The following is a 15,052-nucleotide window of genomic DNA, read 5'->3' as shown; positions in this document are numbered from 1 at the left end:
TTCAGACGCCAACCATCTGCTTGCTCTTCAGCGACGCGGCATAGCCGTCGATCACTTCGTAGACCTTCGCCCAGCTCTTGAGCGCCTTCATGCGCCCTAGCCAGGCCTTCACGTTCGGAAACGCCGCCAGGTCGCTGCCGATCACCTCGGCCAGCGCCACATAGGACACGGCGTGGTAGTCGGCAATGGTGATGTCGTCGCCGCACAGGTACTTGTTGCCCTTGCCCAATACGTTCTCGTCCAGCACCTTCAGCCAGCCCTGCGCGCGCTCGCGGCCCCGCTCCAGCGTCGCGGCCTGGGCCTCGTCGCTGCGTCGCTTGTGAGTGTCGAAGATCTGCGGATAGACCAGGCCGTAGACCAGGTCGATGCACAGTTGCGTGTTGACCCAGTCCATGCGCTCGTTGACGCGGGCGCGCTTCTGCAGGTCCTTCGGGTAGGCCGGCGAATCGATCTTGTCGGCCAAGTACTTGAGGATCGCCGAGTTCTCGGTCAGCACGAAATCGCCATCCTCCAGCGTGGGGATCAGCTTGTTCGGGTTGAGGCCGGTGTAGGGCGGCTTCATGTGCTCGCCGGTGAAGATGTCGACCACCTGCATGTCGAGCGGAATGCCGCTCTCCGCGGCGAACAGCATGACCGGACGGCTGGTGGTGGAGATCGGGTGGTAGTGGAGCTTCATCGTGCTTGCCTCGCAATGGTTGCCTGTCGTTGACGCCCGGCCAGAACAATAGGCGCTGGCGCCCCGGCTGTCCATGTGCGCCGCCGCAAATTGCGGACGCTGCGCAGTTGTACCGAGGCACGCCGGCACACCGGCTTCATTCACAGCTTCCGCGACCTTTTCGCACCCTTTCCGGCACCGCCCATCGCGCGGACGGGGACCGATTGCCGACAATCCCGCCATGACACTCCACACCTGGTTGCTCTACCTCGTCGCCGCCACCGGCCTGTCGCTCACCCCGGGGCCCAACAGCCTGCTCGTGCTCACCCACGGCGCGTTGCACGGGCACCGCAAGACGCTGTTCACCGTCGCCGGCGGCGCCATTGGTTTCGTGGCGCTGATCGCGCTGTCCATGCTGGGCATCGGCGCGCTGCTGCAGGCGTCGGCGCATGCGTTGATCGTGCTCAAGTTCGTCGGCGGCGCCTACCTGATCTGGCTCGGCATCCAGCTCTGGCGCGCCCCGCCCATTCAATTGCGGGCCGATGCCGCGACGCAGGACACGCGCGGCGCCACGATGTTTCGCCAAGGCCTCTTGACGGCTGTCTCCAACCCCAAGGCCTTGCTCTTCTACGGCGCCTTCCTGCCGCAGTTCATCGACCCGGCGCGCGACCTGGCCCCGCAACTCGTCATCATGGCGGTGGTGTTCGTGACCATCGAGGTCATCGTGGAATACCTGCTCGCCTTGCTGGCGCACCGCATCCGGCCGCTGCTGGAGCGCGCGGGACGCAACTTCAACCGTGTTTGCGGAGGGATGTTCGCGGCGATGGGGGTGGCGTTACCGATGACGCGGTAGGTTGTCCGTCGAGCGTGTCTGATCCGGGCACCGCGCCGGTGACAGGACGCGCAGTCCCGCGCATGATGGCGCCCTGGCCGAATCCAGTGACCTCATCCAGGAAGGACACCATGACACTGCGCTCCACCTTGCGTTCGATCGCACTCGCCGCAGCACTCACAGCCGGCGCAGCGTTCGCCCACAGCGCCGGCTTCACGCTCGCCAGCCCGACCATCAAGCCCGGAGGTACGTTGACCGATGCACAGGTCTTCAACGGCTTCGGCTGCACCGGCAAGAACATCTCGCCCGCGCTGACATGGATCGGCGCGCCCAACGGCACCAAAAGCTTTGCCGTGACGGTGTTCGACCCCGACGCGCCGACCGGATCAGGTTGGTGGCACTGGGTGGTCTACAACATCCCCGCCAACGCCGCCGGGATTCCCGAAGGCGCCGGCAGCGCGGACGGCAAGGGCCTGCCGGCCGGCAGCGTGCAGGGCCGCACCGACTTCGGCGCGCCGGGCTTCGGCGGTGCCTGTCCGCCACCCGGCGACAAGCCGCACCGCTACATCTTCACCGTCTACGCGCTGAAGGTCGACAAGCTGGACATCCCGGCCGAAGCCACCGCGGCGGGGGTCGGCTACAACATCATGGCGAACAAGCTCGGCTCCGCGACCTTCACGGCGAAGTACGGGCGCAAGAAATAGTTGCTCGCCAGCTTGTCCGGATGCATTGAAGAACCGGACACGCACGGAACGCAAACTCCGTCCGCCGCGGCTCGCGCTAATTCATTGGCTCACTCGCCGCCTTGCACGCCCACGCACCGAGCGAGCCGAGAAAGCCGGTCCCGAGCTCATCCATCTCCGCCTGGCTGCCAGCGTACGTCCACCCGAAGAACGCAAGGATTGCTTCCCCCGGCAGCGCGTCGAAGGAGAACGGTGTGTCGGCGCTTCCTGCATTGACATGGCCGACCTGTGCGAAAGGCTGCCCGGATTGAGCGGTAAAGAAGGCCATCCCGCAGACACGCATGTCCCACATGGCCCGGCCGCGCTTGGCGGCGCATCCAGAGATCCGCGTGATGCCGCCGGGCGGCACCTGGATCCGCTCCGAGGTCGACCTGTACGTGGTCGCGCCACGCAGCAGGACCTTCCGCTGCTCGCCATGCCCGTAGCACGCCTCCAGCGCGCAGACGTAGAAGTCCATCATGTACACGACGATCTCGGTGAGCGGCAGCTTGAGCTCCTGCACGAGCTCGATGTCGTCGAACGCAGACTCAGGCTGCGTGAACCGCGTACCGTCCTGGCCCCGGCTCGGACCGAGCCTGCGGCTCACCGGCTCGGCGGCAAGCACCTTCACGGGCGCGCTCCAGGGGCCGGAGCCGATCAGGTACGTCTCGAACGGCGCGTAGACCCCGAGTTGTTGCGCCGAAACCGTCCAGGTGCTTGCCGCCGGGAGGCCTGCCAGCATGTCGACCTCGAGTTTGATGCACACGCCGGACCGGCTCATCGAGGGCTGGAGGTCCAGCGTCTTGGCCGTGCCGTTGCCAGAGTCGATCCTCAGTCTGTACGGTCGGACCATGCCGCTCGGCGGGAAGGCGGGCTGGGCGCTCATGTCGGCCAGCCAGACCGCGAGCTCCCCGTGTTCGTAGTGCAGCCGCGTGATGACGGGCCGCTCCAGCGCACGCAGGGTGGACGCGAGCTCGACCGGCCGGCCGTCGATCGTGCGATCGATCTCGCCGACCGTGACAACGCGCGCCGCATGCGGGAGGGAAGGAAGCTGCTCCGACGAAAAGGCAAGGGTCGCGCGCCAGGGGTCGTCTGCGTTGGCGCCGGCGCGGACCATGGGGACGACACTGCCCGGACGGCCGGTGTAGAAGCCAAGCGCGAAGGCCGAGGGGGGCGAGAACGGATGCCGGCGCAAGTGGACCTCCACCTCCAGTTGCAACGTCAGCGTTCCATCGACATAACTTGACTGGAGCAACCGGGAAGCCGGGAGGAGCCGCGCCAGCGTCGCGGTCGACGTCGTCCACACCCCGGGCGCTTGCGATGCGTTGGTGGGCAGCGTGCGGTACCGGACGCGCACCTCGCCGGGCTCCAGCAAGTCGCCAAAGCGCAGGGACGCCCGGACCGGCGTCCCCGCCGGAGCGTCGGCGACCGCCACCCCACCCACCGGCTTCGTGCCCTCGCTCAGCACCTGCGCAGCCAGCCGCATCGCGCTGCCGGCGGCGGCCCATTCGACCTCGATCACGTCCTGGCCGGGCGTGTAGTGGAGCGTCGGCTGCGCGACATTCACGCCGCCTCGGGCCAGTGCGGCGGACGTGACCCAGTCGCCGCGCACGGTGCGCGGGGCCGGGCCGGTCGAACGCACCCGGACCGCGATCGCGCAGGCCGACGGGATGTGGTCGAACGCGATGTGCCTCGCGCCGGGCGCGCAGGGCATGATGTCGCCCCACGGCTGGCCGTCGACCAGGGCCTGCGCCTCGTAGGTACCCGAGCCGGCCGCCGCCTTGAAATCCATCGAAAACTTGTCGGCCGCTTCGTCCCAGGCCAGGGACACGCCGGTGGGCGGCGCGAACTTGGTCAGCGTCCAGGCCGACTCAGCGGCCAGCCAATCCCCGTTGATGACCTCCGGTGCCGTCGATGCCAGGCGCGTCTGCACCAGGCGCGACCCGTGGTTGCCGGCGCCGAAGGGTTCGGGGCACTCGATCTCCGGACCGGATGCCGACCCGATCGCGCCGTCGGCAGGATCGCCGAACGTCGCCTCGCGAATGACCGTCCGATCCAGCCCGGGGTTGCCGAAGGCGATCCGCACCCGCCCGCTCGCCAGGTGGAAGGCCAGGTTGGCGACGACGGCCTTGTCCAGCTTGTGCAAGGTCTGCGGAATGACGCGCCAGGCGCTGGCGAACCGCAGCGCGGGCGCCGCGTCGCATGCGCGCACCCGGACCTGCAACGGGCCCGGCGGCAGCACGCTGACGGCGATGTCGCCAATGGCCGGCTGGCCGCCCGGCGGGATCATCCGCGCGGACCCTGGACGCACCGGCTCCACGCCCGCGAAGACCTGCAGTTCAAGCTCGCACGGCGTCGGGTCGGCCATCGGATCGGGCGACCAGGCCTGAACCTCGAGCCGCGCGCCGGCCCGGTCGTAGCGGCAAAAGGCCTCGGACGGCGGCGCGAGGCGCACGATGTCCCGCTTGACCCAGTCGCTCGCGATGGCCGTGCCGTCGCGCCGGGCCGAGCGCACGCCGACCTGCGCCGGCCCGTGGTAGTCGTCGTCCAGCAGCAAGGTCGCGACCGCTCCGGCCGCGGCCTCGACCCGGCTGGCCGCGCCGCCGGTGCGGAACAGGCGGGCGTGGAAGGCGTCCGCGCCCGCGCCCACGACGCCGATCGAGACGTCGACCGACGCCTCGTGCGCGCCAGCGCGCACGTCTAGGCTCTGCGGCACGGCCAACTTGGCGATGGCGCAGTCTGACGGCGCCGACCAGTCGCTGGCCGCGGTGAAGGCGAACCCGGGCGACGCCGGCTCGGCATGGGCCCGGGCGATGACGCGATAGGTCTGCACCGCCAGGTTCGCGGGGTCGAATTCGGCGCCGGTCGCGGCGGCCCGGTTCGGCACGTCCGGCACGGCGACGCCGTCCACGACGAGCCGCGCCTCGAACGCGACGCCTGCCACGTCGCCTGGCCACTGCCAGGTCGCGCGCAGGTTGTCCTTGCCGCCGTCGGCAGCGTTGTCAAAGCGCAGCGCCTGCACCACCGGCGGGGCGAGCTTGACGACGACGCTGCTGGGTGCCGACCATCCGCTGGCGAGGTGGTTCGGGGCTGCTCCGCGTACCGCGAGTCGCACCGTGTAGCGACCCGCCGCGAGACCGTCAACCGGCCACTGCTTCATGGTCACTTCGCCTGGAATGGCCCGCAGGGTGTCGACCGGCGTTCCGTCGCGCAGTAGTTCCAGGTCCAGCGTCCAGGGTCCACCGGGGAGCTGCGCCCAGGCCGCTTCGAGCTGGCGCGCGTCCGCGAGGCCCGCGAGCGCGAGGCGCAGAGGCGGCGCGATGAGTTGCTCGAGCCTGCACGTCAACGTGGCGCTCCAAGGGCCTTGGGCCTCGCCGCGCCGGGCGCGCACGCGGCACCTGTACGGGGCGGCGACGAGCGCGCCGCCGGCCGTCGCCGTCGTGGCGGCAGTGACCCCGGTAACGCGCGTCACGACCGGCACCGGCCCCATCACCTCGACCTCGTACGAGCCGGCGAACGCAACGGCCTTCCACTCGGCCTGCAAGGCGCTGCCGTCGTAGTCGAAGCGCACGAGCGCCGGGGTGGCCAGTTCGTCGGGCTTGGCGGGCGGCGGGGGGCTGTCTCCCGATTCCTGCGCCTTCTTTATCAGCGCGGCGAGGATCCCCAGCACCGCTGCGGCGGTGAGGACGGCCGCCCCGCCGGCGGCGACGATGCTGCCCCACGCCGACCCGACCAGCGTGGGCACCGCAGGCGCGATGATGGGCTGCACGCCGCCGCCCGGCATGCGCAGACGACGGCAGAGCAGGTCGACCGCGTAGGCGGCTGCCTTCGGGCCGAAAGTCAGCGCGAGGAACATTGCGACCTTGTCCGGCTGCTTCAGGAGCGCCTGCACGATCACGCTCGCCGCACCGCTGATGCCGCGTCGCACGCAGTCCGCCAGCTCGTCGAAAGTAGTGTCCTTCGGCAGCGGGATCGGCACCGTGACCGGGTCCCATTCCATGAGCACGGGGCCGTCGACACCGCCGAGATGCATCGCGCATGTCAGCCTGACGGAGAAGACGGGCGCGCCCGTGTCGCCGCTGATCGTGGGCGTGACGCCGAAGGTCGTGGACATCGTCTGCTCGAGCAGGTACGCGGCGAGGTCGCCGCAGCCGACACCCTCACTGGCGTCGGCCAGCTGCTTGATCGTCGCGACGATGTCGATCAGCTGCTCAGGGAGCTTGAACATCGACCAGTCCTCGATCGCGAGCGTCTGGCGCCGACCGTCGGCGCTGCGCAGGTAGCGGAAGCCGAACGACAGCTTGCCGAACACGCCCAGCGATTCGGCGCTGCGGACGCGGCCGTCCAGCAGCGTGGCGCCGGTCGGCGTGCGCGAGAGTCGGAAGTCCGCGCTGACGATCGCCCGGCCGAAGAAGTTCAGGCCGGCAACCAGGCCGAACTGCGGCTGCTTCGCATCGGTCATGTCGATCCGCACTGCCGGGCCGGCGACGTAGGCGTGCCCGACGTGCTGGTCGCTCGCCAGTGAGAGGCAACCCAGCTCGACCGGCGCGTCCAGCCCGCCAGTGGCCAGGAAGCCGACCGGTCGGCCACTGCTGTCGAGCTTCGACCGGAACGTGAAGCGGAACGGGATCATCGCGCTGCCGAGCGCGAGCTCTGCACGCGCCTCGACGTTGAAGCCGGGCTCGTACGGGTGCGCGGGTTCGTCTTGCCAGAGGGCCGCGCCCGGAAGATCGGCGAGGTAGTAGATGCGGCTGCCGGCCTTGAAGGCGAGGTCGACGAAGCCGGACGGCCACTTCGCGCCATCGCCGGTGAAACACTGCGCGAGGAACGCGCCCACGTCGAGGTCGCTGTCGAGCGCGATGGCCATGAGCGCCGGCTTGCCCTGCGCCAGCCCCAGCTTCGCGACGAAGAGGGCGCGCTTGTCCGCCGCGCCCGCGACCGGCAGGCGCCCGATGCGCACGCGCCCCAGCAACGTCAGCGTCGGCGCGGGCCGCGGCTCGTCCAGGGACTGGGTCGCCTGGAGCTGGAGTTCTTCGATCTCGAGGCCCGGCAAGGAGAACGGGTTGGAAATCCGCTGGGCAGCGGAGCCGGATGCCGGCGATGCCCAGGCGGCCAGCTGCCCTCTCATCAACTGCGACGTGACCAGCAGCGAACCGCGGAAGTTGTAGTCCTTGCCGAACACATTCGGAACGCCCAGCGTTGCCGTCAGCAGCAGCCCGCGGTCGTCGACCAGTTCACCTGCGGTCGCGTCGGTCAGTGGCCATCCGACCCCCGACTGCTTCACCAGCGTGCTGGCCAGGGTCCGCATCGTCGTGAAGCCCGTTGCGTGGTCCGCACCGTCGACCGAATAGATGCACAGCATCGCATCCTGCACGGTCAGCAGTTCGTCGATGGCGGCCAGCGAAGGCATCAGGCGCTGGAACCTGAATCCTGCGCCCAGCCCCGCGGCGAACAGGTACGTGCCCCTGGCCGGCGCGGCACCGACACCGTCGATACCGTGGTAGAGAAACCAGGCCCAGCCGAAGCCCTCGAGCGAGCCTTCGACGAGATAGACCTGCTTCGTCAGGTTCATGGACGCGGAGAAGCCCGAGATCCGGGGCAGCCGCTGCACCATCTCCGCCGGGACGATCTTTGCGAACCGGGCGCCCTCGCCAACGCCATCGAAGGCCGAGCGGACGGAGAAGGCGTGCGGCGAAGCCAGCGTCTTCACCTGGACGGTGACGATCTCGTCGACGCCCGATCCGAGCCGCATCGTCCCCGTGCCCTCCATGCCCGCGAACCTGATCGCGCCAGAGACCGAGCCCCACTTGCCGCCCGGCCCATCCTCGAGATGGACGCTGCCCTTGAGCGACTTCAGCGTGAACGAGGCCGACCCGATGGCGAACGGCCAGTCGATGTCGGCCGCGCCGGTGAAGTCGAAGACCCCATCGGGCAATTCGAGCGACGCCTCGGCGGTCTTCAGGGTCAGGGTGCGCGGGAAGCCCTGGACCGACGGCAAGTCCAGGCCCGGGTCGACCCGTTCCTTGACCAGGGCCTGGAAATCGATTGTCCGTTCGCTCGCGAGCGCACCGATGAAACGCCAGGTGTCGCCCGACTTGCGGGTCTCCAGGTGGAGGTCAGTGCCCGCGAGGGTCAGCAGCGCCGAGATCGCTCCGTAGGGCGGCTCACTCGTCGCCGTCAGTTGCACCACGACCTCGGAGAGCGCCAGGCCGGCCGCGATCTCCAGCTTCGGCTCGGCGCGCACGCGCGCGGCGAAGGCGAAGGTGTTGGCGCCAGTCCGCGAGTGCCGCGCGTCGAAGGCCAGGTAGTCGATGACGACGTCCTGGCGCAGCGCGGGCAGGCTGCCGGGCCAGGTGGCGAGCACATCCGACAGCGAGAGCGTCTCGTCTTGCGCGAGCCTCGCGTGCAACGTGAACGGGTCGCGCGTCGTGCCGGTGAACACGAAGGCCTTGCGGAAGATCCTGGCCCGGCCATGGACGGTCACGTCGAGGCGCTCGCCGCGGAAGCGACTCATCGAATCCGTCGGCGAGGCGCCGAACGGCCTCGGCACGTCGACCTGCGCCGCGATGGACTCGATCTCCAGGATGTCGTCGAAGACTTGCCAGTGCAGGTCCGGGAAACCGAGCGTCACGGAAGCGTTCGTGAGGTCGACGCCGCCCTTTTCCTTCATGTCGACCGCGAGCGTCGCGGACATGAGCTCGAGCTTGCCGATCGCCTCGCCGAGCACGCCCATCGCGCCGTGGACGTCCTTCGAGCCGAAGAGATCGTCGAGGCGCGTCAGGTTGGCGACGGACGCATTGGCGAAGCGGCCCGTGAACAGCAGTTCGTTGGCACCGAGCTGTTGCCGGGCGGTGATCGCGAGACCCGCGGGCAGACCTGCGTTCGGGAGCTCCAGCGCGCCCGTGTAGGCCAGCAAGGGGGCGTAGCTCGGGTTGTCCTCCAGCCAGGCGATCGACAGGGGCGAATAGAGACGGAAGCAGACATCGCCGAACTTCAACCCGCCGGCTTGCGCGCCCAATGCGAGCGAGCGCCCGAGGCGCGCCTGCAGCAGGATGCCCGGCGGCACCGGCCGGCCTGGCGCACCGTCCCAGAGTGCATCGGGCGATGCCAGCGCTTCGGCCTGCTCGCGCGGAAATCGGATCGTGCCGAAGAGCGTCAGTTCAGCGCCAACGACCCCGAATGTCGTATGGATGGCGCCCGTGACCCCGCCGGCGGGTGTCTGTCCGGCCAGCGCCACCTGGCCCACGAAGTTGATGCCCGGTCGCAGCGCGACCTCGCCAACCAATTGCGCCAGATTGGTGACGTGGAGGGCGGCGCTGGCGAATTGCAGGTCGTCCAGCGGGATCGTGCGCGGCTTCTCGCCCGTCTTGCGCCAGTCGTGCACGTCCGGCAAGTCCGGGAACGGAAAAATGTCCGAGAACTTCCACCCGGCAACGACCGGCAACGTGTGGCGCAAGGTCGCCTGCACGGCGCCGGACACCAGGCTGAACGTCGCGGTGACCGGCGTCGCGGGCTGCCCGAGGAACGACATCCTGCCGTCGCGGATGACGGGACCGTCCGCGCCGTCGCTGGGGGACAGCACCTCGTCGATCACGATGGATTGCCCGCCGTAGCATTCGTCGATGAGGTTGGCAAGGCCGGGAAATCCGGACTTCGCGATCGTCACCCGTCCGTCGACAGGCTGGAGTGCTTGCTTGAGTGTCGTCAGGTCCACGTTTGTCCTTGTTGGAATCGGGGACCCGCGGCAGGCGTGCCGCGGGCGGGCTACGTCAACGCGGCAGTTTCTGGACCGGAAAAAATTTCAATCCCTGGTCGAATGACGAGTACTGGGTCCCGTCGATCGGGATCTGCTGGTCGTCCGGAAAACCAAGAAAGCCGACCTGAGGAATGACCTTGAGGTTGGCAACGCCGCGCAGGTCCGAGGCTGGGACGACGCTGCTGAATTCGACGCTACGGCGGTACAAGCCGATCGATCTCAATTCCGTCTGCGGGTCACCCGAATATCCGTCGTTGCGCAGGATAAAACCGCTGGGCATTGCGGCGACGGATTGCGGGGCGATCTTCATGCCGCCGGCGGTCAGCACATGCAACTTCACGTCCGGCGCCGGCACTACAGGCCAATCGCGCAGTACGTTCTTCAGTACCCGATGGTTTCCTCCGATCGGGTCATGGTTCGAGTACGCATGATCCAGGCAGATCTCCAATCCACAAGTCACGCCTCCGACGTCGAAAACATGGCTCTTGCGGAACAACCAGTCCGTGAATACCTGCTGGGTGGAAGGGTCGTACCCGGCGCCGTCATTCACATACGGATTCGGCACCCCATCAAGCCGCGAAGGGACCTCTTTTTCTATGATGCGAAGACTGTCCGGCGCCTGATTCCCCCTGACGTAGACCGCGCTGTTGCGGTAGTGGGCTTTCCCCTCGACCCATTGCTGTGTCTCTTCGTCCCAATGCCTTTTTTCGTCCATATGCCACATGACAGTCCCCAGGACGAAGAGCCAATCCTTGAATTCCGGGTCGACGAACATGACGTCCATCTGCTCGAACAGCCTCGTCGCGTCATCGTACGAATAGGTGCAATGCCGTGTGCCCGAAGGCCTGAAATAGAACTCCGGGACCACGAAGACCTTGAGCACATTCGGAGCGTCCTTCACGCCCTTCTTGAGATTGTTCGAGGCGGACTTGACGGCGGCAGCGAGCCGCTTCAGCCTGATCCGCGCATCGTCCGGCAGCGAGTCCTCCACGCGAATGGGAGCGAACCTCTCAGCGGCGATTTCCGTGCCCGGCTCGAATGCGGGGACCATGGCACGGGTGACCCGACCGTGCGCCGCCGTGGGGACCTGATAGGCGATGAACTGGAAGTGTGTGTACGGCACGGCCCCATCCTCCCCATGCGCATGCGGTGCGCAGGCAAGTCGTCGTTGTGGATCGCCCGGGGATCAAAGTTGCATGCGGCAACATCAAGAGGGCTCAGGCAATGTAGCCGGGTTCGCGCAACAGGTGGCACGAAATTCGAAGCGGCGCAGGAAGGACGACGACCGCCGCTGCTCGCCGCCTCGCGAGTGCATCCCGCTTCCCTTGCACCAAAGGGCCGTTGCGCAGGAAATCAGCGACTCCTAGCATGTCCCCTGCCCCGGGCCCACGGCAATGGACATGGGCTGCGCACTGTGCACCGGCATGAATGTCCTGATGGAGTCGATCATGAATGCGTCCGAAGCCGCAAGGGCCCTGAATCCTGCGCACGCCGATCTCGCCAACGCGGCCGGCGTCCCTGCCCGTCTGGCCAACGAGAAGTACGTCGAATCGCTGGCCCGCATCGTCTACTACTGGGCCTATCCCGCGGTGGATGCCTTCGGCCGCACCAGCAGTTGGGAGGTGATGAAGGCCGCCGGCCCCGGGGCGACCATGGGCCTGTTCCCCGGTGCGCCGAAGAACATGATGGGCTACCTCGACGACCACATGTCGCCCGCCCAGCGCAAGGTCGTCACGCCCAACAGCGACACCATCTACGGCGTCAGCTTTGTCGACCTCACGCACGAGGCTGTCGTCGTGCAGACGCCCACCGACGCGCCACCCGGGCATTACTGGACCATCCAGATCTGCGACCTCTTCACCACCGTGATCCACCAGCTGGGCTCGGCGAGCAAGACGCCCGGCGGCAAGTTCCTGCTGGTGGGTCCGGACTGGTCGGGTGAGAAGCCCGCCGGATTCATCGATGTGCTGCGGAGCCCCACCAACATCGCCGGCCTGTTCGGACGCAGCTTCGCCGCGAACACCAGCGCATCGAAGGCGCAGGCCCGCGCCGTGCTCAACCAGATCGGCGTCGTCGCGCAAAGCCTCGACAAGCCCGGCCCACTGCGCTTCGATTGCGAGGCCAGCGCCCGCAACAAGGTGTTCCCGCCTGGCGTCACGGTCGAGATGGTGGCGGCCGACCCTGACATGCTGCGTGCGAGGCCGGTGGACCCCACCCGCTTCTGGGACCAGCTCGGCAAGGCACTGGAACTCAACCCGCAGGTCAGCGCCGACGACACGCCGATGGCGGCACAAGCCCGCACGCTGCTGGCGCTGCGCGCCTCCGACCCCGCATGGCGTGCGCTGCTCGACCGCACGGCGCTCGCCGCCGATGCCGAACTGCACGACAGCGCCAGGTACGAACAGGTCGGCGTCGACGCAGGCAATGGTTGGCAAAGCCAGCAAAACGGCGGCGCCTGGGGCACCGACTGGTTCGGCCGCGCGCAGGCCGCCGTCGTCTACATCTACGTCAACGACTTCCACGAGGCGATCTACTTCATCCGCGGCACCGACGACAAGGGCGCGCTGCTGCAAGGCCGCTACCGCTACACGGTGACCTTTGCGAAGGACGCGCTGCCGCCGGTGGACCGCGAGCGCGGCGGCTTCTGGTCCCTGACGATGTACGACCGCGACTACTTCATGCTCGCGAAGAGCCCCAACGGACGCAACAACATCGGCACGGTCAACCTCGACGCCAACGAACTGAAGTTCGCAAACGATGGCTCGCTGACCTTTCACCTCTCCCGCGACCCACCCCCGGACAAGGATGCGCAGGCCAACTGGCTGCCAGCACCCGATGGGCAATTCGCGCTGCTCGTGCGTGCCTACGTACCGACGCAAGCGCTGCTCGATGGCAGCTACAAGCTGCCGGATGTGGCGCGTTCCAGGTGACGAACGCTTCGACTGGAGAATTTCGATGGCCACCACCCCCGCCCTGACGGACCAGCAGATTAGCGACGCCTGGATCTATCTGCTGGGCCGCCTCCTCGTGTTGAGGCAGCAACAGCTGGACTTCAAGGAAGGCTTCCAGTGGAACCGGCTGGTCCACCGCAAGCCGGGGGAAGTCGACTGGCCCAATCCGAATCTCGACGTGGCCTATTCGGAGGCCTGGGTCGCCGTGGACGAGACGAGTTGCGCACTGGTGACAGTGCCGAAGATCACCAGCCGCTACTACACGGTCCAGTTCCTCAACGGCTGGGGTGAGACTGTCGCCAACCTCAACGAGCGCGTGTTCCCGCGGCATCCCAACGGAAAGTTCGCGGTGTGCCTGGAGGGTAGCCGCGTCGAAGTGCCAGCGGATACGGAGCGCGTCGACGTGCCGGTCAAGGCCATGCGCGTGCTGTCGCGCGTCGAGCTTGGCGCGAACTGGGACGAGGCGGTCGCATTGCAGCAGCAGTTCGACATCCGCGCGTCGGGTCGCCCCGCGCTGCCCGCGGTGCCGGAGACGGTGATGTTCGGGATGGATGCACTGCCCGGCGTCGAGGCCTTCGACTCGCCCGAACTGGCGCTCGACAGCGAGCCCGACATCAACCCCGGCATGGACAAGCTGCAGGCCGATACGCGCGCGATCGCCCAGGCCATCCGGCAACCGGACGAGCGCCAGCGCATCGACGAGGTGATCCGGACCCAGGCCTTCGCCGACCTCGGCAAGGCCTTGCCCATCATCGGGCACGGCAGCGTTCGCAATCACTGGACGCTGCCGTCGACCTCGGGGGTCTACGGCGATGACTGGCTGGTGCGCACGCTCATCAACTACGGCGGCATCTGGGCCAACACGCCGGAGGAAGTCATCTACTACAAGGCTTTCACGGACGCAGCAGGAAAGCCGCTGTCGGGCGACCATGCGTATACGCTCCACTTCGCCAAGGAGCAGTTGCCTGCGCAGTACGCCACCCACTTCTGGTCTGTGATCGCCGTCGATTCAGTGCAGCGGCGCGTGCTGCCGAATCCGCTGAAGCGCTACCTGCTCAACAAGGAATCGCAGTTGCAATACGGCGCGGATGGATCGCTGACGCTCTACTTCGCCGATGCGCAACCGGAGGGGGCGCCGAATGGCAACTGGCTGCCGACGCCGAAGGGGCTGGGTTACAGCCTGACCTTCCGCTTCTATCGGCCCAGGGGCGAAGTGGCGGGGCGCACGTACTTTCCGCCGGCGCCGGCCGCCCAGTGAACCAGCGTCCTGTCAGGCGTAGCGCTTCTCCAGCGCATCCCACTCTGGCTTGCCCACAAGGCGCTGGCGCTCGGCAAAGGGCGTGACCAGCGCAGGGTCCTCGTCGATGCGCCGCGTCTCGCGCAGCACCGTCAGCGCCTTCTGCATGCCGGCCACCGCGCCCTGCAACGCGGCGTTGGCGTACAGCACGATGCCGTAGCCCAGTGCGCCCAGTTCCTCCGCGCCGAAGATCGGGGTGCGGCCGCCGATCACCATGTTCATCAACTGCGGCTTGCCCAACCGCGTCGGCAAGGCGCGGATTTCCTCGGCCGTGGTGACGGCCTCGACGAACAGGATGTCGGCACCGGCCTCTGCAAACTTCGCGGCGCGCTCGATGGCTGCCTCGAAGCCTTGCGTGGCGCAGGCATCGGTGCGGGCCATGATGAGGAAGTCGGGGTCCTGCCGGGCGTCCACGGCCGCCTTGATCTTGCTGACGGCCTCCTCGGTGGAGATGACTTCCTTGCCGGAGAAATGACCGCAGCGCTTGGGTGCGACCTGGTCTTCGAGCTGGATGCAATCGGCGCCTGCGCGCTCCAGCACGCGCACGGTGTGGCGCACGTTCAGCGCGTTGCCGAAGCCGGTGTCGGCGTCGACGATCAACGGGACGCTCACGGCATCGCGGATGCGCGCCGTGTGCTCGGCGATCTCATGCAGGCCCATGAAGCCCTGGTCCGGCATGCCGAACCACATGTTGGTGACGCCGGCGCCGGTGACGTAGATGGCTTCGTAGCCGAGGTCCTCGATGACCTTGGCCGACAGGGCGTTGAAGGCGCCGGGCACGATCACGCCGCGGCGCGCTTCGACCAGGCTCTTGAGTTGTTTGCGGGTGGACATGCGGG

Annotated in this window: 8 protein-coding genes; 4 read left to right on the top strand and 4 right to left on the bottom strand. The window is 67.8% G+C overall.

What is annotated here, in order from left to right; genetic code table 11:
• Position 1 precedes the first annotated feature (1 nt).
• Positions 2–676, bottom strand: a complete 675-nt coding sequence (locus WKW82_RS16900) for a glutathione S-transferase family protein (RefSeq protein WP_340343468.1) — start codon at positions 674–676, stop codon at positions 2–4.
• Positions 677–896: 220 nt separating this feature from the next.
• Here WKW82_RS16900 and WKW82_RS16895 point away from each other — a divergent pair, with 220 nt between their 5' ends.
• Positions 897–1,508 carry a LysE family translocator gene (locus tag WKW82_RS16895; RefSeq protein ID WP_340343467.1) on the top strand — a complete coding sequence of 204 codons (612 nt, stop codon included), beginning with the start codon at positions 897–899 and terminating at the stop codon, positions 1,506–1,508.
• A 110-nt stretch (positions 1,509–1,618) separates the two neighbouring features.
• Positions 1,619–2,191 (top strand): YbhB/YbcL family Raf kinase inhibitor-like protein, encoded by a 573-nt coding sequence (locus WKW82_RS16890; RefSeq protein ID WP_340343466.1) that lies wholly within the window; start codon positions 1,619–1,621, stop codon positions 2,189–2,191.
• Positions 2,192–2,267: 76 nt separating this feature from the next.
• Here the strand turns inward: WKW82_RS16890 and WKW82_RS16885 are convergent, their stop codons facing one another.
• A complete protein-coding gene (locus WKW82_RS16885) occupies positions 2,268–9,923 on the bottom strand; it encodes a hypothetical protein (RefSeq protein ID WP_340343465.1) in 7,656 nt (2,551 codons plus the stop codon).
• Between the two features lie 55 nt (positions 9,924–9,978).
• Entirely contained in the window at positions 9,979–11,088 is a 1,110-nt protein-coding gene (locus WKW82_RS16880; protein WP_340343464.1) for a hypothetical protein, read from the bottom strand.
• Between the two features lie 325 nt (positions 11,089–11,413).
• On the opposite strand from WKW82_RS16880, the gene WKW82_RS16875 reads away from it, so the two are divergent.
• Both WKW82_RS16875 and WKW82_RS16870 read left to right on the top strand, forming a co-directional pair.
• Positions 11,414–12,895 carry a DUF1254 domain-containing protein gene (locus WKW82_RS16875; protein WP_340343463.1) on the top strand — a complete coding sequence of 494 codons (1,482 nt, stop codon included), beginning with the start codon at positions 11,414–11,416 and terminating at the stop codon, positions 12,893–12,895.
• A gap of 25 nt (positions 12,896–12,920) precedes the next feature.
• Entirely contained in the window at positions 12,921–14,174 is a 1,254-nt protein-coding gene (locus WKW82_RS16870; protein ID WP_340343462.1) for a DUF1214 domain-containing protein, read from the top strand.
• Between the two features lie 12 nt (positions 14,175–14,186).
• Here WKW82_RS16870 and WKW82_RS16865 read toward each other — a convergent pair whose 3' ends face one another.
• On the bottom strand, positions 14,187–15,047 hold the full coding sequence (locus WKW82_RS16865; RefSeq protein WP_340343461.1) for an isocitrate lyase/PEP mutase family protein: 861 nt from the start codon (positions 15,045–15,047) through the stop codon (positions 14,187–14,189).
• Between the last annotated feature and the right edge of the window lie 5 nt (positions 15,048–15,052).

Source organism: Variovorax rhizosphaerae (assembly GCF_037889975.1).
Classification (GTDB): domain Bacteria; phylum Pseudomonadota; class Gammaproteobacteria; order Burkholderiales; family Burkholderiaceae_C; genus Variovorax; species Variovorax rhizosphaerae.
This window is presented reverse-complemented; position numbering and strand designations above follow the sequence as displayed.